19 protein-coding genes and 1 tRNA gene are annotated in these 21,474 nt (G+C 45.2%); 5 read left to right on the top strand and 15 right to left on the bottom strand.

From position 1 onward, the window contains the following. Positions 1-198: 198 nt before the first annotated feature. Positions 199-822 carry a trimeric intracellular cation channel family protein gene (locus tag AB6C75_RS04330; protein ID WP_004734183.1) on the top strand — a complete coding sequence of 208 codons (624 nt, stop codon included), beginning with the start codon at positions 199-201 and terminating at the stop codon, positions 820-822. A 113-nt stretch (positions 823-935) separates the two neighbouring features. Here AB6C75_RS04330 and aroC read toward each other — a convergent pair whose 3' ends face one another. Together aroC and AB6C75_RS04320 are read right to left on the bottom strand one after the other, a co-directional pair. Beyond that, positions 936-2,021: a chorismate synthase gene (aroC, locus tag AB6C75_RS04325; protein WP_004734182.1), complete on the bottom strand. Its 1,086-nt coding sequence runs from the start codon at positions 2,019-2,021 to the stop codon at positions 936-938. Between the two features lie 270 nt (positions 2,022-2,291). Further along, positions 2,292-2,368, bottom strand: a tRNA-Arg gene (locus AB6C75_RS04320). Between the two features lie 210 nt (positions 2,369-2,578). Here AB6C75_RS04320 and folD point away from each other — a divergent pair. Then, positions 2,579-3,433, top strand: coding sequence for a bifunctional methylenetetrahydrofolate dehydrogenase/methenyltetrahydrofolate cyclohydrolase FolD (gene folD / locus AB6C75_RS04315; RefSeq protein ID WP_372107031.1), 855 nt, complete (start codon positions 2,579-2,581; stop codon positions 3,431-3,433). Positions 3,434-3,571: 138 nt separating this feature from the next. Here folD and AB6C75_RS04310 read toward each other — a convergent pair whose 3' ends face one another. From AB6C75_RS04310 to AB6C75_RS04290, 5 genes are all read right to left on the bottom strand, one after another. Continuing rightward, positions 3,572-5,386: a cation:proton antiporter gene (locus tag AB6C75_RS04310; protein ID WP_372100813.1), complete on the bottom strand. Its 1,815-nt coding sequence runs from the start codon at positions 5,384-5,386 to the stop codon at positions 3,572-3,574. 185 nt (positions 5,387-5,571) lie between these two features. Further along, entirely contained in the window at positions 5,572-6,771 is a 1,200-nt protein-coding gene (locus AB6C75_RS04305) for a NupC/NupG family nucleoside CNT transporter (RefSeq protein WP_009848493.1), read from the bottom strand. A 205-nt stretch (positions 6,772-6,976) separates the two neighbouring features. After that, the gene (locus tag AB6C75_RS04300; RefSeq protein ID WP_009848494.1) at positions 6,977-7,897 is read right to left on the bottom strand and encodes a LysR family transcriptional regulator; all 921 of its coding nucleotides are present in this window, start codon (positions 7,895-7,897) and stop codon (positions 6,977-6,979) included. Positions 7,898-8,085: 188 nt separating this feature from the next. Further along, positions 8,086-9,084: a lytic transglycosylase domain-containing protein gene (locus tag AB6C75_RS04295; protein ID WP_372107028.1), complete on the bottom strand. Its 999-nt coding sequence runs from the start codon at positions 9,082-9,084 to the stop codon at positions 8,086-8,088. A gap of 30 nt (positions 9,085-9,114) precedes the next feature. Beyond that, positions 9,115-9,405: a YcgL domain-containing protein gene (locus tag AB6C75_RS04290; RefSeq protein WP_009848496.1), complete on the bottom strand. Its 291-nt coding sequence runs from the start codon at positions 9,403-9,405 to the stop codon at positions 9,115-9,117. 219 nt (positions 9,406-9,624) lie between these two features. Between AB6C75_RS04290 and minC the strand changes: the two genes are divergently transcribed. From minC to minE, 3 genes are read left to right on the top strand one after another with little or no spacing between them, the layout of a single operon-like run. Further along, complete coding sequence (gene minC, locus AB6C75_RS04285) at positions 9,625-10,287, top strand: septum site-determining protein MinC (protein ID WP_372107026.1); 663 nt, start codon at positions 9,625-9,627, stop codon at positions 10,285-10,287. A 22-nt stretch (positions 10,288-10,309) separates the two neighbouring features. After that, complete coding sequence (gene minD, locus AB6C75_RS04280) at positions 10,310-11,122, top strand: septum site-determining protein MinD (RefSeq protein ID WP_009848498.1); 813 nt, start codon at positions 10,310-10,312, stop codon at positions 11,120-11,122. 6 nt (positions 11,123-11,128) lie between these two features. Beyond that, positions 11,129-11,392 carry a cell division topological specificity factor MinE gene (gene minE, locus AB6C75_RS04275; RefSeq protein WP_009848499.1) on the top strand — a complete coding sequence of 88 codons (264 nt, stop codon included), beginning with the start codon at positions 11,129-11,131 and terminating at the stop codon, positions 11,390-11,392. 95 nt (positions 11,393-11,487) lie between these two features. On the opposite strand, the gene hflX is transcribed toward minE, so the two are convergent. The 8 genes from hflX to AB6C75_RS04235 all read right to left on the bottom strand — a co-directional run bounded on the left by hflX (position 11,488) and on the right by AB6C75_RS04235 (position 21,420). Then, complete coding sequence (gene hflX / locus AB6C75_RS04270) at positions 11,488-12,855, bottom strand: GTPase HflX (protein ID WP_012603471.1); 1,368 nt, start codon at positions 12,853-12,855, stop codon at positions 11,488-11,490. Positions 12,856-13,134: 279 nt separating this feature from the next. Further along, entirely contained in the window at positions 13,135-14,247 is a 1,113-nt protein-coding gene (locus AB6C75_RS04265; RefSeq protein ID WP_372107024.1) for an ABC transporter ATP-binding protein, read from the bottom strand. A 6-nt stretch (positions 14,248-14,253) separates the two neighbouring features. Further along, the gene (locus AB6C75_RS04260) at positions 14,254-15,111 is read right to left on the bottom strand and encodes a carbohydrate ABC transporter permease (RefSeq protein WP_009848502.1); all 858 of its coding nucleotides are present in this window, start codon (positions 15,109-15,111) and stop codon (positions 14,254-14,256) included. Next, on the bottom strand, positions 15,108-16,046 hold the full coding sequence (locus AB6C75_RS04255; protein WP_009848503.1) for a carbohydrate ABC transporter permease: 939 nt from the start codon (positions 16,044-16,046) through the stop codon (positions 15,108-15,110). The genes AB6C75_RS04260 and AB6C75_RS04255 overlap by 4 nt, the downstream gene beginning before the upstream one ends. 181 nt (positions 16,047-16,227) lie before the next feature. Further along, entirely contained in the window at positions 16,228-17,475 is a 1,248-nt protein-coding gene (locus AB6C75_RS04250) for an ABC transporter substrate-binding protein (protein ID WP_012603467.1), read from the bottom strand. Positions 17,476-17,585: 110 nt separating this feature from the next. After that, on the bottom strand, positions 17,586-19,031 hold the full coding sequence (locus AB6C75_RS04245; RefSeq protein WP_372107021.1) for an ATP-binding protein: 1,446 nt from the start codon (positions 19,029-19,031) through the stop codon (positions 17,586-17,588). Positions 19,032-19,076: 45 nt separating this feature from the next. Continuing rightward, complete coding sequence (locus AB6C75_RS04240; RefSeq protein ID WP_009848506.1) at positions 19,077-19,805, bottom strand: response regulator; 729 nt, start codon at positions 19,803-19,805, stop codon at positions 19,077-19,079. Between the two features lie 157 nt (positions 19,806-19,962). Then, the gene (locus AB6C75_RS04235; protein WP_371707230.1) at positions 19,963-21,420 is read right to left on the bottom strand and encodes a protein adenylyltransferase SelO; all 1,458 of its coding nucleotides are present in this window, start codon (positions 21,418-21,420) and stop codon (positions 19,963-19,965) included. Positions 21,421-21,474 lie beyond the last annotated feature (54 nt).

Raw genomic sequence — 21,474 nt, 5'->3', positions numbered from 1 at the left:
GAAACTCACTCTACCATTTACCCAGAAATCAAGCTCATCTAAGCGGAGAAGAGCCGTTTAGCTAATCTGAAATGCCTATTCACGGTACAAATATTCATTCGTCAATCAGCGTTTTTACTACTACACTCGCGCTTAATTTTTATATCCCTATGGCCTATAAGACTCCAATTTATAGACCTAAATTATAGAGCTACAGCAATGCTACTAAGTGTTTTGTATATCATTGGCATCACGGCAGAAGCCATGACCGGTGCTCTCAGTGCTGGCAAACAAAAAATGGATTGGTTTGGTGTAATGCTAGTTGCGAGTGCAACGGCAATTGGCGGAGGTACAGTAAGAGATATTTTACTCGGCCATTACCCTTTAGGCTGGGTTGAAAACCCCCAGTATCTGGCGATCACTTGTATTGCTGGTGTTATCACAACGGGATTAGCCAAATGGGTAATCAAGCTAAAAGGCTTGTTCATTCGTTTGGATGCGTTGGGGCTTATCGTATTTAGTATCATTGGTACTAAAGTAGCGATGACCATGGGTCTGCACCCAATGATTTGTATGGTGTCTGCATTAGTGACTGGCGTGTTTGGTGGCCTGCTGCGCGATCTTATCTGTCGTCAAACGCCACTGGTTCTACATGAAGAGCTGTACGCATCTGTTGCCCTTGTCGCTTCAGGTTTATACCTAGGTTTGCTTGAGCTTGGCATTAACGACGTAACAGCAACGATTGTTACGCTTGTGGTTGGCTACTTGCTGCGTATGGCTGCCGTAAGATTCAAATGGCGCTTGCCTTCGTTTCAGCTTGATCCGGAAAGCTCTGTGCATTAGATAATATATTCTCAATGACGCAGAATATAAAAAGGGTTGCTTCATTACGAAGCAACCCTTTTTGGTTTCTCTCAAATCAGTTTCAAATCTGTTCTGAATAAAACGAAGCAGAACTAGATTTTTGGCGTTTCTGTTGTCACACCAAAGTTTTGACCACGGTGACGTAGTAAGTGATCAAGCAACACGATAGCCAGCATCGCTTCAGCAATAGGCACTGCACGGATACCAACACATGGATCGTGACGACCTTTAGTGATTAACTGCGTTGCTTCACCATCTTTAGTAATGGTGTCACCAGGAACGGTAATGCTTGATGTGGGTTTAAGCGCAATGCTTGCCACAATATCTTGACCAGTAGAAATACCGCCTAAGATACCGCCAGCATGGTTGCTGCTGAAGCCTTCTGGAGTTAATGGATCACGGTGTTCACTACCGCGTTGATTAACCACATCGAAGCCATCACCAATCTCAACACCTTTCACCGCATTGATGCTCATTAGAGCGTGAGCAATATCAGCATCTAGACGATCAAAGATTGGCTCACCAAGGCCTACAGGCACTTTAGTCGCAACTACTTGGATCTTCGCACCGATCGAGTTGCCTTCTTTTAGCAAGTCACGAATCAGTTGGTCAAATTCAGGTACTTTGTCGGCATCAGGACAGAAGAAAGCGTTGTTTTCGATCTCGTTCCAATCCACTTTATCAATTGAGATATCACCCATTTGAGAAAGATAAGCTTGGATTTCAACACCAAATTCTTGCTTAAGGTATTTCTTCGCAATCGCACCTGCCGCAACACGCATTGCAGTTTCACGAGCAGAAGAGCGGCCGCCACCTCGGTAATCACGCACACCGTACTTTTGATGGTAGGTATAATCAGCGTGGCCAGGGCGGAACTTGTCTTTAATTTCGGAATAGTCTTTAGAGCGTTGGTCTGTATTTTCAATCAATAGACCAATAGAAGTACCCGTAGTCTGGCCTTCAAATACACCGGATAAAATCTTTACTTCATCCGCTTCACGGCGAGCCGTTGTATAACGAGAAGTACCTGGGCGACGACGATCCAAATCTCTTTGAAGGTCTGCTTCGGTAATTTCTAATCCTGGTGGGCACCCATCTACGATACATCCTAGTGCGATACCGTGACTTTCTCCGAACGTAGTCACGCGGAAATGTTGTCCGATACTGTTTCCTGCCATTACTTCCTCTAAATCAGCCATTGAGCAGAAGGTTTGATTCCTAAACCTACGGGCTAACAGCTTTACTTGTCTATTCTTCGTGAATTCATATTGGCTTTATTACCAAATGATGTAAACCCCAAAAAACCAACAATTTTAACTTTCTATTACATCAGCCGAATGAAATGAATAACGAGGGAAAATGAGTGGCGATTGGAGATGATTGTTTTTATTATGGTGAGAAAGCAAAAAACCCGACAACTCAGAGAGTTATCGGGTTTCTTTAAATAGTGGTACGCCCTGAAGGATTCGAACCTTCGACCACCTCCTTAGAAGGGAGGTGCTCTATCCAGCTGAGCTAAGGGCGCGCTACAGGAAGGATTATACGAATTCGAATCAGTAAAGCAACGGCTTTATGTAACATTCTGATCCAAGTGAGTAAAAAAAGTGCAATAAGATTATAAGTGTTGGAAAATAGAACAAAGCAAACGTTTGCTTGATGGTAATCAAAAAGATTTTCTGGAATAATGCGCCAAAAACATCAGCCACTAACTTGAATATCAATACTAAGGAAATTCATGACTGCTCAAAATATTGATGGAAAGCTAATTTCTCAAACGGTTCGCTCTGAAGTTGCGGCTCGTGTAAAAGCTCGCACTCAAGCTGGATTACGCGCTCCGGGCCTAGCGGTTGTTTTAGTGGGTGAAGACCCTGCTTCTCAGGTTTACGTAGGAAGTAAACGTAAAGCATGTGAAGAAGTTGGCTTCGTATCTAAATCTTACGACTTGCCAGCCACTGCTACAGAAGACGAATTATTAACACTGGTAGACCAACTGAACGAAGACCCGGAGATTGACGGTATTCTTGTTCAACTTCCCCTACCAGCTGGTATTGATAGCACTCAAGTTCTTGAGCGCATCACGCCGGAAAAAGACGTTGATGGCTTCCACCCATACAACGTAGGTCGTTTGGCTCAGCGTATGCCTAAGCTTCGCTCTTGTACGCCTAAAGGCATCATTACGCTGCTTGACCGTTATAACATCGACTTACGTGGCAAACACGCGGTTGTGGTTGGCGCATCAAACATCGTAGGTCGCCCAATGACGTTAGAGCTTCTTCTAGCCGGTTGTACAACGACAACATGTCACCGCTTCACCAAAGACCTTGAGGGTCATGTACGTCAAGCAGATGTTGTTGTTGTAGCAGTTGGTAAGCCTAACTTCATTCCTGGTGCTTGGATTAAGAAAGGTGCTGTTGTGGTCGATGTAGGCATCAATCGTTTGGAATCTGGCAAACTCGTTGGCGACGTTGAATACGATGTCGCGAAAGAGAGCGCAAGCTTCATCACACCAGTTCCGGGTGGTGTTGGTCCAATGACTGTAGCAAGCCTAATTGAGAACACTATGATTGCTTGTGAGCAGTTTCACTCGTAATAGCCCACAAATGGCAGTTTCAGTAGCAATATCGCAGGCATGAATTGACTGTTACTAAAATAGAATTAAAAAGCCGCAGCGTGAAAACGTTGCGGCTTTTTTGATACAAAGCGACTCGCTTTAAATGCAGAGCACTCACTACTTATCTGGAGTATCAGCTCTTTCCGTTGGCTCCGAAGGCGGCAATAAACTAATGATCGCACACTCCGTTGATATGAGTTTTTCCAAATCAGAACCTTGTGTTACTAAACGGAAATCACCACCAGTCATCACACCGAGTGGAATCGCTTTAGGATACAGCGCGTTAAACTCATTAAGGTCAAACGCATCGGTCAATCCCGTGCTCTTAATTTGGCTGCCTTGAGCCATCAAGGAGTTAAGCTTGGAATAGGTAATTCCTTCCGAAAACAGGCTTCTGTTACCATCTCGGCTCACTGAATGCCTTTCGTGTTTAGTTTCTGTCGATTCAAGCTCAAACACCTTATTTTCACCAAACTCATCTTGATAATGCATGCTGACTAATGGATTGGTTTGACGATAAGGCGAGACGATCATCGCGCGCCCTATCCCGTCCAATTCCAGATTATTTTCCGCGTGGCTTGAGGCTGGGTTACCAAAATAGACATTCAGGTTATCCATACGCGCCAAACGAATGCTTTCCCAGTTGGTATCGGCAAGTACACTGTTGATATTGTGTGTCGCCAGCACCTTGGCAAACTGTCTTGCAAAATGAGTCGCGCCAAAGAAGATAACCCCTTGCGCTTTCTCTTGAGTCACACCCAACCTTCTCGCCCACCAACTTGCGGTAAGGCTTTGAATCACAACCGTACCGATGATGACCAAGAACACCATTGGCACCAGTAGATCAGCCCCTTCAATCAATTGCTTCTCTTGAAGTTTGATAGCAAACAGAGAAGAAACTGCGGCAGCAACGATCCCGCGAGGCGCCATCCAGCTCAAAAACCATTTATCTGCTGAGGTAAGATCCGTGCCGATCCCGCTGATCCACACACTCAGAGGACGAGCCACCAGCATGACGACCGCTAATAAGCCAATACCGCCCCAACCTATCGAGAGGAAAGTCCCAGAATCGAGTCGACTCGCCAGTAAGATAAACAAGGCAGAAATGAGTAACACGGTTAAGGTCTCTTTGAACTCAATAATATCTTCAAGATCCAAGCCTTTCACGTTGGCGAGCCAGATACCCATGATGGTAACGGTTAATAGGCCAGACTCTTCACTAAGATCATTAGAAAAAGAGAATGCCGCCAGCATTAACGTTAGAACAGCCACGTTACGCAAATAGTGCGGAACCCAATGCCCTTTCAGCATCTTGGCAATCAAATAGCCACCGATGATCCCTAAGCCTAAACCGATGGCTAGAGTCAGCCCCAAAGCCGACAGTACATGGCTTGTAGGATCGGCTGAAGAAACAATGTATTCGTAAACGAGAACGGCAAACAGAGCGCCAATCGGGTCAATCACTATCCCTTCCCAGCGCAAGATACTGCCTAACGAAGATTTGGGCTGAATGCTGCGCAGCATGGGAACAATCACGGTTGGCCCCGTCACCACTACTAAGGCAGCAAACAGCGCGGCTAATGGCCAACTGAAGTCCACAAAGTAATAAGCACCAACGACAATACACGCCCAGGTAATCAGCATGCCGAAACTCACGAGGTGCGTCACCATGCGACCATGGCCTCTGATTTCTTTGAAATTCAGGGTCAATGCACCTTCAAACAGAATAATAGCGACACCTAATGAAATCAGCGGAAATAGCACGTCACCAAAAATGGCATCGGGATTAAGGATGTTAAGACCGGGACCTAAAAGTAGGCCGACAATAAGAAGAGGAAGAATAGCAGGAAGACGTAAGCGCCAGCCTAACAATTGACACGTTAAGGACAGCAGTCCAATTAACGCCAAGGATGAAGTAATCGACAAATCCATTTGTGCCCCTAAAAAATTTGCACCACACCTTGTGATACAAACCTATTTGCTGAAACAAGAAAGCCTATGTCATTAAACTATAGGCTCTCTTTTTCATGCTAACCGAATATTAGTGTGATTAATCAGTCACTTTACTATAGGGGAAATAAAGTGACTGACTCATCCACTCTGTACTTATCATCTAGCTACAGAGAAAGCACCACGCCAGCGATCGCAGCGCTCATTAAGTTGGCAAGCACACCCGCACAAATCGCTTTGAAGCCATATTGTGAGATGAAAGAGCGACGCTCTGGAACTAAGCTACCCAAACCGCCAATCAGAATCGCCATGGTAGAGATGTTAGCAAAACCACATAGTGCAAAAGTAACGATCGCTTTTGAGTGCTCACTCAGTGCATCTTTTACGTCCATTAACTGGATGAAAGCCACAAACTCATTCACAACGATTTTGTTACCGATCAGCGAGCCTGCAACCACAGCTTCAGACCACGGTACACCGATCAGCCATGCAACGGGTGCGAACACATAACCTAGGATAAGTTCGAAGCTTAGGTTTACGCCAAACCAGCCACCAACAATACCTAACAAGCCATTCAGCATCGCAATCACACTGATAAAGGCTAGAAGTGTCGCACCCACCGCAACGGCAATACGAAGTCCAGACATAGCCCCATCTGCCATTGCCTCAACTACGTTTGTTGCTCGTGGAATCTCTACACCAGACTCAATATTTTCTTGAACATCCTCTGGGCTGCCTGGTACTAAGATTTTAGCCATCAATAGACCGGCTGGTGCCGACATAAATGCCGCAGCGATCAGATAGTTTAGGTCAACACCCAGCGATGCATAACCCACTAGCGTGCCGCCAGCAACAGAAGCCAAACCACATACCATCACAGCAAACAGTTGTGAGTCCGTCATATGTTTTAGGTAAGGCTTAACCACCAATGGCGCTTCGATCATGCCAACAAAAATGTTTGCCGTTGCAGATAGTGACTCCGCACGACCTGTGCCTAGAAACTTCTGCAAAGCACCGCCGATTATGTTGATCACCTTTGGCATAAAGCCGATGTGATACAAACCTGAAATCAATGCAGAGAAAAAGATAATGATGCCGAGAACGTTAATAGCGAAAACAAATCCGTTATTCGTTAGGCCACCGAATAGGAAGTTAATCCCCTCTTGACCGTAGTTGATCAAGCTAGACACCGCACCAGTAGCTGCATTCAGCGCTTCTTTACCCATTGGCACATAAAGAACCAATAGCGCGAATGAGATTTGCAGTAAGAAAGCCAAAGAGACAGTTCTTAGCGGGATATTTTTTCTGTCCGTAGATAGTAACCAAGCGGCTACTAGAATAGTGATAATTCCAAGTAGGGAAGCCATATGCGTCAACCTAAAAGTTGTAGGTAGGAAAGGCGACGCATTGTATAGAGGAAATCGTTTGCGGCAAGGTGCGGTTGTTAATGTGATGTTGGGATTATCAGCAACTTGCCCAAGATTAAATTAAAGCATTGAATTTTAATGGATTAACTTGTTCAAAAAGCATACTTTTTCCATATGGAAATTATATTTATGAATTAGGAAACAATTAACGATGCAGCTCAACGCAAGTTTTGAGGTTTTTGTCCCAATACGTCGGCGAACCAACATGCTGTTTGATGAACTCAATCACTGCTGAAAGCTTCTTTGGCATGTTCTTTCGACTCGGATAGACGGCATAGAATGGCATCAACTGACTGGCTCTCCATTCTGGTAATACTTGGATTAACTTGCCTGTTCTAAACTCCTCTTTGACTAAATAAGTCGCCAAATAAGCAACACCCCATCCAGATACAGCTGCGTCTCGTACCGCCTCAGCCAAATCCACCGAGTAATCGCCCGCCACTTTGACACTGAGGTTTTCTTGCCCGTTATCAAACGCCCATGACGTGTAGTCTCGTTCACGGCTGCGATAGATAAGACAGTTATGGTCAATCAGATCAGATGGCACATGAGGAGTACCAGCTTTAATCAGATAATCCGGTGATGCGGCTACCACAAATTGGCTGTCGGCTAAACGCTGCGCAATATAACCTTCTGGCAGGTCTTCATTATTGGTGATCCAAAGATCCAAGCGCTCCTCAATCATATCCACTTTGTAATCGAACAAATGCACTTCAATTCTCAGCTGCGGATAGAGCTGTCTGAGCTGATCAATCGCTGGAATGATATGCAGTGTGCCAAATGACTGAGACAAGCCTATGCGGAATATTCCAGAAATGTCGTCACGCTGGCTATCCATATCCATTTGAGCCGCTTTCACCGTATTGAACAGCTGCTCACAATGCTGATAGAACACTTCCCCTGCTTCAGTTAGTGTCAGGCTGCGTGTGGTTCTTTGCACCAGCTTGATACCTATCGAATCCTCGAGCAAAGCAACTTGCTTACTGATGTGAGACACCGACACATTCAAACTTTTTGCTGCACTGGTAAAGCCTTCATGCTTGATTAACGCATGGAATATCACCATCTGTGCGGCTCTATCTGTTAGCACAAGGCCACCTTTAAAAATCTCTGAAATATAAAAGAAAAAGGACTCCGAAGAGTCCTTTAGTTCGTTCTGCCTATGGTAGGCCAAATGCTATTCAAAGCGACCTAAATCTGTTAACCAAATTAGCTCGAATAACCAAATTAAGGCCATTAATCAAATTAGGTCGATTAATCAAACTTAACTCTGTCCGCTAGGTGGCTTACTGCTAAAGCAAAGTAGTAAGAACGATTCCACTTCATTAACACATTGTAGTTGTTGTAAATGAGGTAAGAACGGCCAGTTTCATCGTCTGGCATAATTAGCCAAGCTTTAATATCTTCATCAAGCGTTGGTAGTGGGCGATCGTCAAAGCGCTTAATACCGAGTTCAGACCACTCTTTTAAGTATTTCGCTTTGTCTTCGCCTCGGCCTTGCATTTCAATAGACACAGTCGACGGTACGTGAACCTGACGGCCCCAAGTATATTTGTCATCCCAACCCGATTGGCTGAGATAATTCGCCGCTGAAGCAAATACATCCTCTTCAGTACCCCAAATATCTTTCTTGCCGTCGCCGTTACCGTCAGCGGCATAAGCTAAGAATGAGCTTGGCATAAACTGAGGCTGCCCCATCGCACCAGCCCAGGATCCTTTCATCTCTTGTGGTGCAATATGGCCTTGATCAAGAATCTTCAACGCCGCCATCGCTTCGCTACGGAAGAAGGCTTCTCTACGTCCTTCATAGGCCATAGTCGTGAGAGCATCAATAACACTGTAGTTACCCGTGAACTTACCAAAGTTACTCTCAACACCCCATAGCGCGACAATGAATCTTGGTTGAACACCATATTCATCACCAATGCGCTTCAACGCAGAATAATGCTTCTTATAGAGCGATCTCGCCTGCTTCACTTTCCAATCTGGAACCGCGCGTGGAATGTATTCATCCAGAGTCAGTTTTTTCTCAGGTTGATTCTTATCGGCTTTCACCGCTCTTGGCTTAAACGTCACACCATCAAAGGCCTGATCAATGATCGTTTCAGAGATGCCTTCTGCACGGCCTTGTTGCTTTAGTTTCTCTACATATTGCTCAAAGCTCAGCTCTTCAGCCTGAACTGAACCAATCGTCAGGCTATTACCCAATAGTAAGGCCGACACAGCCAATATGGTTTTCGAAAATTTACTCAACGATCACTCCTCCCTGAATTAAGGTAGCTATCACTCTTCGTCTTGAACGTTTTGCTGAGCTTTACGCTCTTTATGAAGTTCAAGTTCATTAACCGGTGGTGGCGGAACCTGCAAAAAGAAACCATCGGTGTTCAGTGATTCTCTCACTTTATCGATGTTCACTTGCGCCAGTTTACGGCCATCCATTTTAATTACCATTACAAAACTAGGTTTACCAAACATTTGCATCAATGCGTCAGGAACTTGTGAGAAATCATCCTTCTTAGGGATATAAAGGTATGTTCCTTCTTTCTTTGAACTTTTATATATAGAACACAGCATGACAAACCTTTTTATTGTTTATGACTACAAAACTCTCACTTACGAGATCAATAGTTTATGTTAAGGGAAATATTGGGAACAAAACGTTCATTTGACAACAAGATTACTTGCTGTGCTTGGTTTGGGAATATAACATGATAAACCAAGTTTCAGGCAACGCCCTTTATTTTATTGATAAAGAAATTGTACCAATCCGCTATTGAGGTCCTGTAGTTTTCGATGTCTAGTAATCCAGAGCTAAAAGGTAGCAGTTTTACGCTATCTGTTTTGCACTTATCCGATGATCAAGTCGAAAATGCGGTGTCTTTTCTTCAAGAAAAAGTAAACCAAGCTCCCACTTTTTTCGCTGCTGCGCCTGTTGTTATCAATATTAGAAAAGTCGCGGGTGATATCGATTTTTTGCAACTGAAAGAGGGTATATCTCAAGCGGGCATGATCCCAGTAGGTGTGGCTGGTTGTTCGGATAAACGTATGCAGAACCTAGCGAAAGAAGCTGGTTTTGCAGTGATGACAGCCAGTAAATCTCCTTCTCAAGCTCCAGCGAAGATGGCTCCGATAAAAGTGGTGAGAACGCCTATTCGTTCTGGTCAGCAAGTGTATGCAAAAGATGGCGATCTATTGATCCTCAGCCATGTGAGTGCTGGCGCAGAAGTCATAGCCGATGGCAGCATCCATATCCATGGTACTTTACGCGGTCGTGCGATTGCAGGCGCGAGTGGTCAAACTGAAGCAAAAATAATTTGTAATGATTTACAAGCCGAGCTGGTTTCCATTGCTGGAAATTACTGGCTCAGCGATCAAATTGAAAGCGAGTACTGGCAGAAGAAAACCATGTTCAGTATGGCAAACGATGTATTACACGTTGATGTCCTCGCAATATAAGAGAAATAAAAAGGAAAACTAAATGGCACGCATTATCGTTGTAACGTCAGGTAAAGGCGGGGTAGGCAAAACGACCTCCAGTGCAGCTATTGCCTCAGGCTTAGCTTTAAAAGGGAAGAAAACCGCAGTTATCGACTTTGATATCGGTCTGCGTAACCTAGATTTAATCATGGGTTGTGAGCGTCGTGTTGTGTACGACTTCGTTAACGTTATCAATGGCGAAGCGACACTGAACCAAGCGATGATCAAAGACAAGCGCACAGAGAATCTATTCATTCTTCCGGCTTCTCAAACTCGTGATAAGGATGCACTAACAAAAGATGGTGTTCGTCGTGTATTTGATGAACTAGATGAAATGGGCTTTGATTTCATCATCTGTGATTCTCCTGCAGGTATCGAACAAGGCGCTCTGATGGCGCTTTACTTTGCTGATGAAGCGATTGTTACGACTAACCCAGAAGTTTCTTCTGTACGCGATTCAGACCGTATTCTCGGTATTCTTGATTCTAAGTCTCGTCGTTCAGAAGATGGCTTAGAACCAGTGAAAACGCACCTTTTACTGACTCGCTACAACCCAGCACGTGTAACTCAAGGTGAGATGCTAAGTGTTGAAGACGTTGAAGAGATTCTTCACATCTCTCTACTGGGTGTCATCCCAGAGAGCCAAGCAGTACTGAACGCATCGAACAAAGGTGTTCCAGTTATTTTTGACGAAGCAACCGATGCAGGTATGGCTTACAATGATACTGTAGAACGACTACTGGGTAGCCAAGTGGACTTCCGTTTCTTAACGGAACAGAAGAAAGGCATCTTCAAAAGACTGTTCGGGGGCTAATTCGCAATGTCATTACTAGAGTTTTTTAGACCACAAAAAAAGACAACCGCAAACCTAGCTAAAGAGCGTTTGCAGATCATTGTTGCCGAGCGACGCAGCCATGACGACCCAGCGCCGTCTTATCTGCCGCAACTAAAAGAAGACATCTTGAAGTGTATCGCGAAGTACGTTGACGTCGATCCATCAATGGTTGATCTGACTTTCGAACACAAAGATGACGATATCTCAGTATTAGAGCTGAACGTCAAACTTCCAGAAGAAGACCGATAAGCAGAGCTCGAGCTGCGCTTATCACGATTCAATAAAAAAGAGAGCCTAGGCTCTCTTTTTTGGTATTTTAACTTGTGTCTAAACGCTATAAAAGATTAAGAATTCTGCATACGCTTTTTCAGTCGAGCTAAGTCAATTTCACTAGAGCGAACAGTCAACTTAATGCACTCGTAATCGTACTCTTCTTTAACCACACTCATGTTTGAGCGAATCTCTCCGATGATGCCTTGTCCTGAATAAGGGATGGTGATCTCTTCTTCGATCATGCCTTCTTCAGCAACACCAACGATGTACTTGTGCAGTTTCGTGATATCCAGAGGATCCCGAGTCGACGTTAGCATCGCATCTGGGAATTCTTCGATCAGCTCTAATTGCTGTTCTTCAGTCAATCTATCGCACTTATTCAGAACTAATAGTTTTTCGCTGCCTTCTACACCCACTTGAGCTAATACGTCGTGTACCACATCAAGTTGTGCGCGGAATGAAACATCAGAAGCATCAACCACATAAAGCAACAATGAAGCATCGTGCGCTTCTGCTAGCGTTGAGTGGAATGATGCAACCAGATCGTGTGGCAATTTCTTGATGAAACCAACGGTATCTGAAACCAGAATACGCGGTTGAGTAATCGGCTGAAGCGCACGAACCGTCGTATCTAGCGTTGCGAACAGTTTATCTTCACCCACCACTTCGGTTGCGGTCATTGCACGCATCATCGAAGACTTACCGGCATTGGTGTAGCCAACTAAAGCAACAGTGAAAAGCTCCGCGCGCCTTGTGCGTCGGGTCTTCATTTCATCTTGTACGCTTACTAGCTCACGCTTAAGCGCAGCAATTTGGTCACGTACGTTACGACGGTCTAGCTCTAGTGAAGTTTCACCGGCGCCCTGACCCATTTGACGCTCTTTATCGCCCTCAGCCGTTTCGCGAAGACGTGGCACTAAGTAGTTTAAACGAGCGATATCAACTTGCAGACGAGCAGTACGAGTACGAGCGTGGCGGCTAAAGATTTCAATGATGATGCCAGTACGGTCAAATACTTCCACACCCAAACTCGCCTCAACAGTACGCATTTGAGATGGACTTAAATCACAGTCAAATACCACAACATCAGCGGCACCGTATTGGAAATTGCCCGTTGGAAGATCATCAAAATCTAGCTCATCGATTTCAGAATCAAACAAACCCGACTCATCAAGAAAGTCTTCATCTTCAGCTTCTTCAATAGAGCCTTGGTAACCAGTTAGATGTGCAATTTCGGCGAGCTTACCTGCACCCAACACATTCTGTCTTTGAGATGAACTGTGGTGTTGCGATTGCGTACCGACGACTTTAAACCCTAGGGTTGTCACTAAGCGAGCAAGTTCGGCAAGAGACTCTTTTGCTTCGTCACCTTTAAAATCCGGTGTCGTAATAGAAATAAGTAAAGCGTTATTCGCCGCTGGTTTTGCTGTTAGTTTCATGTATTCTTCTGTTTATGCACCAAGGTGCAGCCTAGTTTCTGGTCTAAAGTAGTGTGATCCTACGCGTTTCTACGTCAGCTTTATAGAGCTAAGGGATACTAAATCACGATATTATTGCAGTAGAAGCATATATATCGTTTATCCCTCTGTTTTTATAAGGGATAAAAAGCAAGTATAGACAACGAAAAAGGCAGCATCACGTTACTTATTAGTAGTTGGTGATACTGCCTTTGATTTAGACATGAACTTTGATTGTTAAACTAACTCAGCAACTAGAAGTTAGAAGTCGATTCTCGCTTCGGTTTGAGCATCGAAGAATACCGCCTTTGATAAGTCAAAATGCAGCGGTGCCATTTGCCCAACCGTCACTTCGAATTCTGGCGACAAACGACACGCGACCTCTTGGTCATTCACTTTAACCATCGCGATCGTATCTGGCCCAGTTGGTTCCAATACTTCTAGTTGCAAGTCTAGCTTGGTGGAAGCTGAAACATCATCGCCTTCCTGCTCAGTGATGTGTTCTGGACGCAACCCAATCACCAACTCTTTGCCATCTTGGTCACGCATACTCTGAGGCAATCGAATGTGGTGTTCTTGCTCCGCCGTGCCAGTTACTTTGATGATCGGATTCTGGTCCTCATCCAAGTCCACCATGGTTTTAATGAAGTTCATTGATGGTGAGCCCATAAAGCCCGCTACGAACATATTGTTGGGTTTGGTATAGATCTCTTGTGGCGTACCTAGCTGCTGCAGTTCACCGTCTTTCATTACTGCGATGCGATCCGCAAGAGTCATAGCTTCGATCTGATCATGGGTTACATAAACAATTGTGGTATTCAGCTTCTGGTGGAGACGTTTAATCTGATGGCGCATTTCAACACGCAGCTTGGCATCCAAGTTGGAAAGCGGCTCATCAAACAGATACAGCTTAGGACGACGAGCTAGAGCACGTCCCATCGCGACACGTTGACGCTGACCACCAGAAAGCTGCGACGGTTTACGATCCAACAACTGTTCGATTTGCAGCATTTCCGCTACTCGGTTTACCTCTGCATCGATCTCTTGTTGCGGCATCTTACGAATCTTCAAACCGAAAGCGATATTGCCGCGTACCGTCATATTGGGATAAAGCGCGTAAGACTGGAATACCATCGCAATGTCGCGGTCTTTAGGTTCAACCTGAGCCACGTCAACACCATCAATCACGATTTCACCCGAACTAATATTTTCGAGCCCAGCAATGGTGTTCATTAGGGTGGACTTTCCACACCCCGAAGGGCCGACAAGTATCAAAAATTCCCCCGAATCGATACTGATGTCGATGCCCTTTAACGTTTCGTTGTCCGCGTTGCGATAGGTTTTACGGATCTGTTTTAAATCTAATGTTGCCATGGGTAATTATCCTTTTACTGATCCTGCCGTTAGGCCACGAACAAAATATTTTCCTGCGAAGACATACACCAACAGCGTTGGCAGTGCAGCGATGATCGCGGCAGCCATGTCGACGTTATATTCTTTAACGCCTGTGCTGGTGTTGACTAGGTTGTTTAATGCCACGGTGATCGGCTGAGTCTCTGAGCCGGAATAGACCACTCCGAACAAGAAGTCATTCCAAATCGCGGTGAACTGCCAGATCACCGTCACCATGATGATTGGTGTCGAGATCGGTAATAAGATCTTAAAGAAAATGGTAAAGAAGCCTGCGCCATCCAGTTTTGCCGCTTTGATCAATTCATCAGGAATCGAGATGTAGAAGTTACGGAAAAACAGAGTAGTAAACGCCATGCCGTAGATAACGTGCACAATCACCAAGCCGATAGTTGTGTTCGCCAAACCCATTTTTCCTAACATGGTTGCCATTGGAAGCAACACCACTTGGAATGGAATAAAGCAGCCAAACAACAACAAGCTAAAGAACAGGTTTGAACCTCTAAATTGCCATTTCGTCACGACATAACCATTGAATGCACCGAGTAATGTTGAAATCGCAACCGCAGGAATCACCATTTGGAAAGAGTTCCAGAAGTAACCTTTGATGCCTTCACATTTCACGCCCGTACAAGCGGTGTCCCACGCTTTATACCAAGCGTCAAACACCCACTCTTTCGGTAAGCTCATCAAGTTACCTGCCTTTATGTCTGGCAAGGTTTTGAATGACGTCAGCGCCATGACGAACAATGGCATCAAATACACCAAGCAGAAGAAAAGCAGTGCTGAATAAATAAAGATTCGAGCAAAATTGATGTTATTCATCATGACTTTTTCTCCCTAAGTTCAGAGTAAAGATAAGGCACGAGAATCGCTAAGATACCGGCAAGCATCATCATGGCACTGGCAGCACCAAGGCCAATTTGTCCGCGAGTAAAGGAGTGTGCGTACATAAATAGCGCAGGAAGATCCGATGAATAACCGGGGCCACCTGCCGTCATTGCGGTCACAAGGTCGAAGCTCTTAATCGCAATGTGCGACGTAATGATCACCGCACTGAAGACCACTGGGCGCAAACAAGGCAGAATGATTTTGAGATAGATGGTAGGTAAGCTTGCCCCATCAATTTGCGCCGCTTTAATGATTGAAGAATCGATGCCACGCAGACCTGCTAAGAACATCGCCATCACAAACCCTGAAGACTGCCAAAGTGCCGCGATAACCAAGGTATACACCGACATTTCGGAGTCGACTAGCCAATCAAATTTGAAGTCAGTAAATCCCCAATCTTGCATCAGTTTTTCAATGCCAAGACCCGGATTAAGAATCCATTTCCACGCCGTACCCGTCACAATGAATGACAACGCCATTGGGTAGAGATAGATGGTACGAATCGCCCCTTCTTGACGGATATTCTGGTCAAGCAATACCGCTAAACCAACACCAAGCAAGATGGCAATCGCCATGAATAGAAAACCAAACACACCGAGGTTGGTAATTGAGGTGATCCAGCGATCGTTATCCATCAGCTTTTCATATTGGGTTAAACCAACGAAGTTAAAGCTAGGTAGAAATCGAGAGTTGGTGAACGACAGCGCTGCCGTCCAAAATATATAGCCGTAGATACACACCACGGTCACTAACGCAGTCGGCGCCAGTACAATTTTAGGTAACCAATGTTGCAACCTGTCAGCAAAACTCGGTTTCGGTGCAGGCTGGCTCCTTGTGGGTTTTGGAGTCGACTCAGTCAAAACATGCTCCATAACTTATCCTTGTTGCACAATCGAGCCAATGGCTTACCTTTCGGCACCACATCAGCATCACGCATATCAGAATTGGGAGTGAAGAGCAGATAGGCTCCCTACGAGCCTACCCACCCTGGGGGTTCGATAAAGCAACACAGCCCGTCACTCACGTGCGTTGTGTGTCACTTATCAAGTTAGATTAGATAGCCGCTTTCACTGCTTTTGCTAACTTAGCTGCCGCTTGTTTAGGATCGGCATCTTTCTCGTTGAAGAAGTTGGTCACTACGTCATAGATAGCGCCTTGAGCATAGCTTGTTGTCGCTAGGCCGTGAGCCATACTCGGAACAAGATCGCCCGATTCAGCACTCGCTTTGAAGGTAGCCATTGAATCCAACGCACATTGGTCGAATTTAGACATGTCCATATCTAGACGTACAGGGATAGAACCTTTGTTAAGGTTGAAGACTTCTTGGAAATCCTTGGTAAGAATGGTTTTTGCTAGGTCTTGCTGCGCTTTTTGGTTCTCTTTGTCACTTAACTCGAAGAACGCAAAGCTATCGATATTGAAGGTAAATTGGCCGTCAGTACCTGGAGCTGGTGCACAGATGTAATCTTTACCCGGCACTTTGCCTGCCGCAGTAAATTCACCTTTCGCCCAGTCACCCATGATCTGCATCGCTGCTTCACCATTGATAACCATTGAGGTTGCTACATTCCAATCACGACCAGGAGAGTTGCTGTCGATGTAATCACGCATCTTTTTGAACTTGGTGAACACTTCCACCATTTTGTCACCAGATAACACGTCCATATCAAGATCAACGAACGCTTTGTTGTAATCTTCACTGCCTAATACATCAAGTGCTACGGCTTCGAATACGGTCGCATCTTGCCAAGGTTGACCACCGTGAGCCAGTGGAATGAAGCCAGCCGCTTTAATCTTGTCTGCAGCAACAAAGAACTCATCTAATGTCGTTGGAACTGTCACACCCGATTTTTCTAAAACAACAGGGTTTGCCCAAAGCCAGTTAACACGGTGAACGTTGACAGGAACTGCCACATATTCACCATCCCACTTCATCACTTTAGTCACTACTTCTGGAAGTAGTTCATCCCATTGTTCTTGTTTAGCAGTCGCATCGAGAGACGTTAGAAAACCTAAACCACCCCACTCCTGAATATCATGACCTTTAATCTGCGCTGCAGAAGGTGGATTGCCCGATACTGCTCGCGTTTTCAAAACAGTCATCGCACTTTCACCGCCGCCACCAGCAACTGCGAAGTCTTTCCAAGTATGGCCTTGTTGTTCAATCATCTCTTTCAGTACGGCAGCGGATTTCGCTTCGCCACCGGCAGTCCACCAGTGGAGCACTTCCACTTCACCAGCTTGAGAAAATGTTGAGGCAGCAAGAAGAGATAGAGTAAGTAGGGTTTTATTGATTTTCATTATTATCTTCCATGTTTAGCGGACTCGACGTCCGGTTCATTAAAGAGTCTACTTATTCTGACTGGTAAGATTGAAACAAAAGGTAAGCCCAATGTAACAAGATTGTTACACTACACCTCTAAGCCTGTTGGGATATAGACTTTGACTTCCAAGCCACCTTGAGAGGAGTTGCGAATAATGAGATCTCCACCGTGTCCGTGCAGGATATTTCGGCAGATCCCGAGGCCAAGTCCGTGTCCTTGATCATCCGTTGCTAGCCTAAAATAGGGTTCAAAAACCATCTCTAACTTGTCTTCAGGAATGCCATTCCCACGGTCTTGAATAGTCACGACAACCCAAAGCTCATCACCACTAACTTCCACGACAGCTGATGAACCATACTTAACCGCGTTGTCAATTAAGTTGGTCAGTACACGCTTAATCGCCAGTGGTTTCGCGACCAGTGGCTCAATGACGACCGGCTCAAACTCAACTTTTGTCTGATACTGGTTATGAGATTCAATAACAGAAAGTACCATTTCGTTGAGGTCAATAATGGCATTATTCTCGTGTAGATCGGTGTCTCTTACCGCTTGCAAAGCACCTTTGACCATCATCTCGAGCTCATCGAGATCTTTATTGAATTTGTCTTTCTTTACTTCACTATCCAACAACTCTGCACGCAATCTTAGACGTGTTATTGGTGTCTTTAAGTCATGGGAGATCGCAGAGAAAAGGTGCTCTCGGTCGGCAACATAGCGACGAATCCGTTGCTGCATGCGATTAAAGGCTCGGGTTGCGGTGACCAGTTCAGTCGCCCCTTCTTCGTTTAGCGGAGGCTGCTGAATATCCATACTCATCTCATTGGCCGCCCTTGCTAACTTTTTCAGAGGACGCACTTGGCGACGAATCATCAAGTAAGTTAGAACCAGCAGAATAAGCGTTGAAGAAACTAAGAAGATCACCTGCTCTCTGCCAAGAATCGTATCGTCGAGTTTCACATATGGAGCAGGCAACAATGCCGCAATGTATACCCATTCGTGACTGGTCAATTCGATTTGTACAACCAGAATGGGTGGATTCAGCGGTTCTAACGTTAAAGTATGATGTGCCCAAGATCGCGGGAGATCGCTTAAGTAGATGTCGTTTTTAAGCAAGCGAAGGTGTTCAGGTCGAGAAAAATCTACCCGCACTGACGCCACTTTATTGAGTTTGCTACTCAAAACACTTTCTATCGCTTCAATCGAGGCTGTTTTTAAACGGGTATCGGGGATCGGTTCGACAATCAAAGCCTCTTTATTGAAAGAAACGAAGAAGCGCGTACCGCCCATATTCCGTATTTGATCCAGCACGATATGACGATATTTAACGGGTAGAGATTGGAAAAAAGTCACCGTTGAAGCAAACATGTTCGCCATGCTCGACGAGGCAGAACGAATTCCTTCCAGCTCTTTGTGTTTTGATTCGCTATACCATATAGACGTTGCGATGCCTTGAGCAATCACAACGGCTAACAACGTCAACAATAAGGTTCTTGCGACCAAAGAGTTTGGTTTTAATCGACTCAACCAGTTCATAGGAAATACTTCATTGGCAAGGTGTTCATTAACAGCACTTGATTATCAATGTTCATACTGAACCGGCACAGCAAGAATGTAGCCATTACCGCGCATGGTTTTGATGTAGTGAGGATATTTACCACTGTCGCCCAATCGGCTTCTCAGGCGGCTAAGCTGTACGTCAATGCCACGTTCAAAAGGCAGCGCTTCACGGCCTCTGGTAGCGAAAGAGATGGTGTCACGGTCGAGAACTTCGTTAGGACGAGTTAAGAACAACATCAACAAAGAAAAGTCACTGCCCGACAAGTCCATCTCTTCTGAGTTTTCGTTGTGATAGATTCGGTGCGCGAGCGTATCGAGCGTCCAATCACCAAAAATAATCTGCTTTGGCAATGCATCACTTGGCTTGTCGTCCACCACTTGTACACGGCGTAATAGCGCTTTGATTCGAGCCATTAACTGACGAGGACTAAACGGCTTCGCGATGTAATCATCTGCACCAATTTCTAAGCCGATAATCTGATCGGTTTCATCCGATACCGCTGTCAGCATAATGATAGGCACATTGGATTGCTTTCGTACTCGCTGACACAAGGTAAAACCGTCGTCACCGGGGAGCATCACATCGAGCAGAATCAGGTCGGGATAACCTTGGTTTTGCAGGTGGTTTTCTAATTCAACACCGTCTCCCACAGAAGAGACATCGAAACCTGATTTTGTGAGGTACTCTTCCAGCAGCTCGCAGATTTCTTGATCATCATCCACCACGAGAATTCGAGTATTTGTTGGCATCGCCCAAACCTATTAAATTTACAACTTATTCACATAGTGTATAGGCTGGCCGATTATTTGATTATTGACATGTTTGTAAAGTTAGACGAACAAACAGATAAAGATCACATCTTAGTGACCTCTACCTGTACTTAGCGACTCAAAGAATCATAGAGGGTTAAGAGGAACAGCTGATTTCCATGGCTTTGCCCCACTCAGGCGGCAAGGCAGCAAGATGTTCGTAGTCAGGATGTTCCGCATAAGGGTCTGCCAGCACCACCATTAGTGCATCAATATCGCTGCTATCACCGCGCTCAGCTTTATCTATCGCAAGCTGGGCTAGGTAGTTTCTGAGGATGTATTTCGGGTTTACTTGTCGCATCTTTTCACAGCGCTCGGCCACTGAACTCTCTTCCAATTCACAGCGTTGCAAGTAGTTATCCACCCATAGCTTTGCGGCCTCGCGGTCGATAACCAAATCAATCACGTCTTGCGGCAGCAATGTATCTAGGTTCGATAGCGTTCTAAAGAATCTTGGGTAATCGACTTTGTTTTGCGACATCAGCTCGAACATAGATTCAAACAAGCGACTGTCACCTTCGTGTTTCGAAAGCAATCCTAACTTACGGCGCATCAGCTGACTGAAATAACCGTTCATTTGTGGTTCGTACTGTTCTAACGCGACCTCTAAATCGGCTTTATCCACCAGCGGCGAAAGAGAATGAGCCAGTGCCGACAAATTCCATAATCCAATTCTAGGCTGCTGATTAAAGGCATAACGACCTTGATAGTCGGAGTGATTACAGATCAAGCGAGGGTCATATTCATCTAAGAAGGCGAACGGGCCATAATCGAAGGTTTGCCCTATGATCGACATGTTATCGGTGTTCATCACCCCATGAGCAAAACCATTCGCTTGCCACAGCGCGACCATTTCCGCAGTGCGATCAACAATCTGATTAAACATAGCAGCGTAGGGTTTGTCGTCATCGAGGCATTCCGGGAAGTGCCATTCGATGACTTTATCGGCCAATAATTTATGTTCTGCCAACTGATTGGTATAAAACAGATGTTCAAAGTGACCGAAACGGATGTGTGACTCAGCAGCACGCACCAGCAATGCGCCCCACTCTTGCTTCTCTCGATAAACGGGTGTGTCGCTAGTCATCATCGCCAATGCGCGAGTAGTTGGGATATTAAGCCCCGCCATCGCTTCGCTACATAGATACTCACGAACCGTTGATCGAATAACAGCACGACCATCGCCCATACGAGAATAGGGAGTTTTACCCGCACCTTTAAGGTGTAAGTCGAACGTTTCACCACTTTTCGCGACAACTTGAGCTAATAACAGCCCTCTTCCATCACCTAAATCAGGGTTATAAGAGCCAAACTGGTGGCCTGCGTATTTCATTGCTACTGGCGAAAATTGCTCAGGTTCAACATTGCCTGATAACGTCTCAAGCAACTCCTCGGAAGTGCATTCAAATGACGGAAAGCCTAGTTCATTCGCAAGGTTATGGTTCCATGCGAGCCATTGGACATTGTTTAACGGTGTAGGTTGAATTGGGGTATAGAACAGTCGAGGTAATGCAGTAAATCGATTGTTAAATGAAATAGAATCCCAGACAGACATGAGAGATACACTGTAGATAAAAGATGACTTAAGATTATCACAGTTTGATAACAA

It is taken from the genome of Vibrio sp. 10N.237.312.B06, from assembly GCF_041464685.1.
GTDB classification, from domain to species: Bacteria; Pseudomonadota; Gammaproteobacteria; order Enterobacterales; family Vibrionaceae; genus Vibrio; species Vibrio tasmaniensis_A.
The sequence above is the reverse complement of the archived record's forward strand: the minus strand, read 5'-3'. Positions and strand labels throughout refer to the sequence as shown.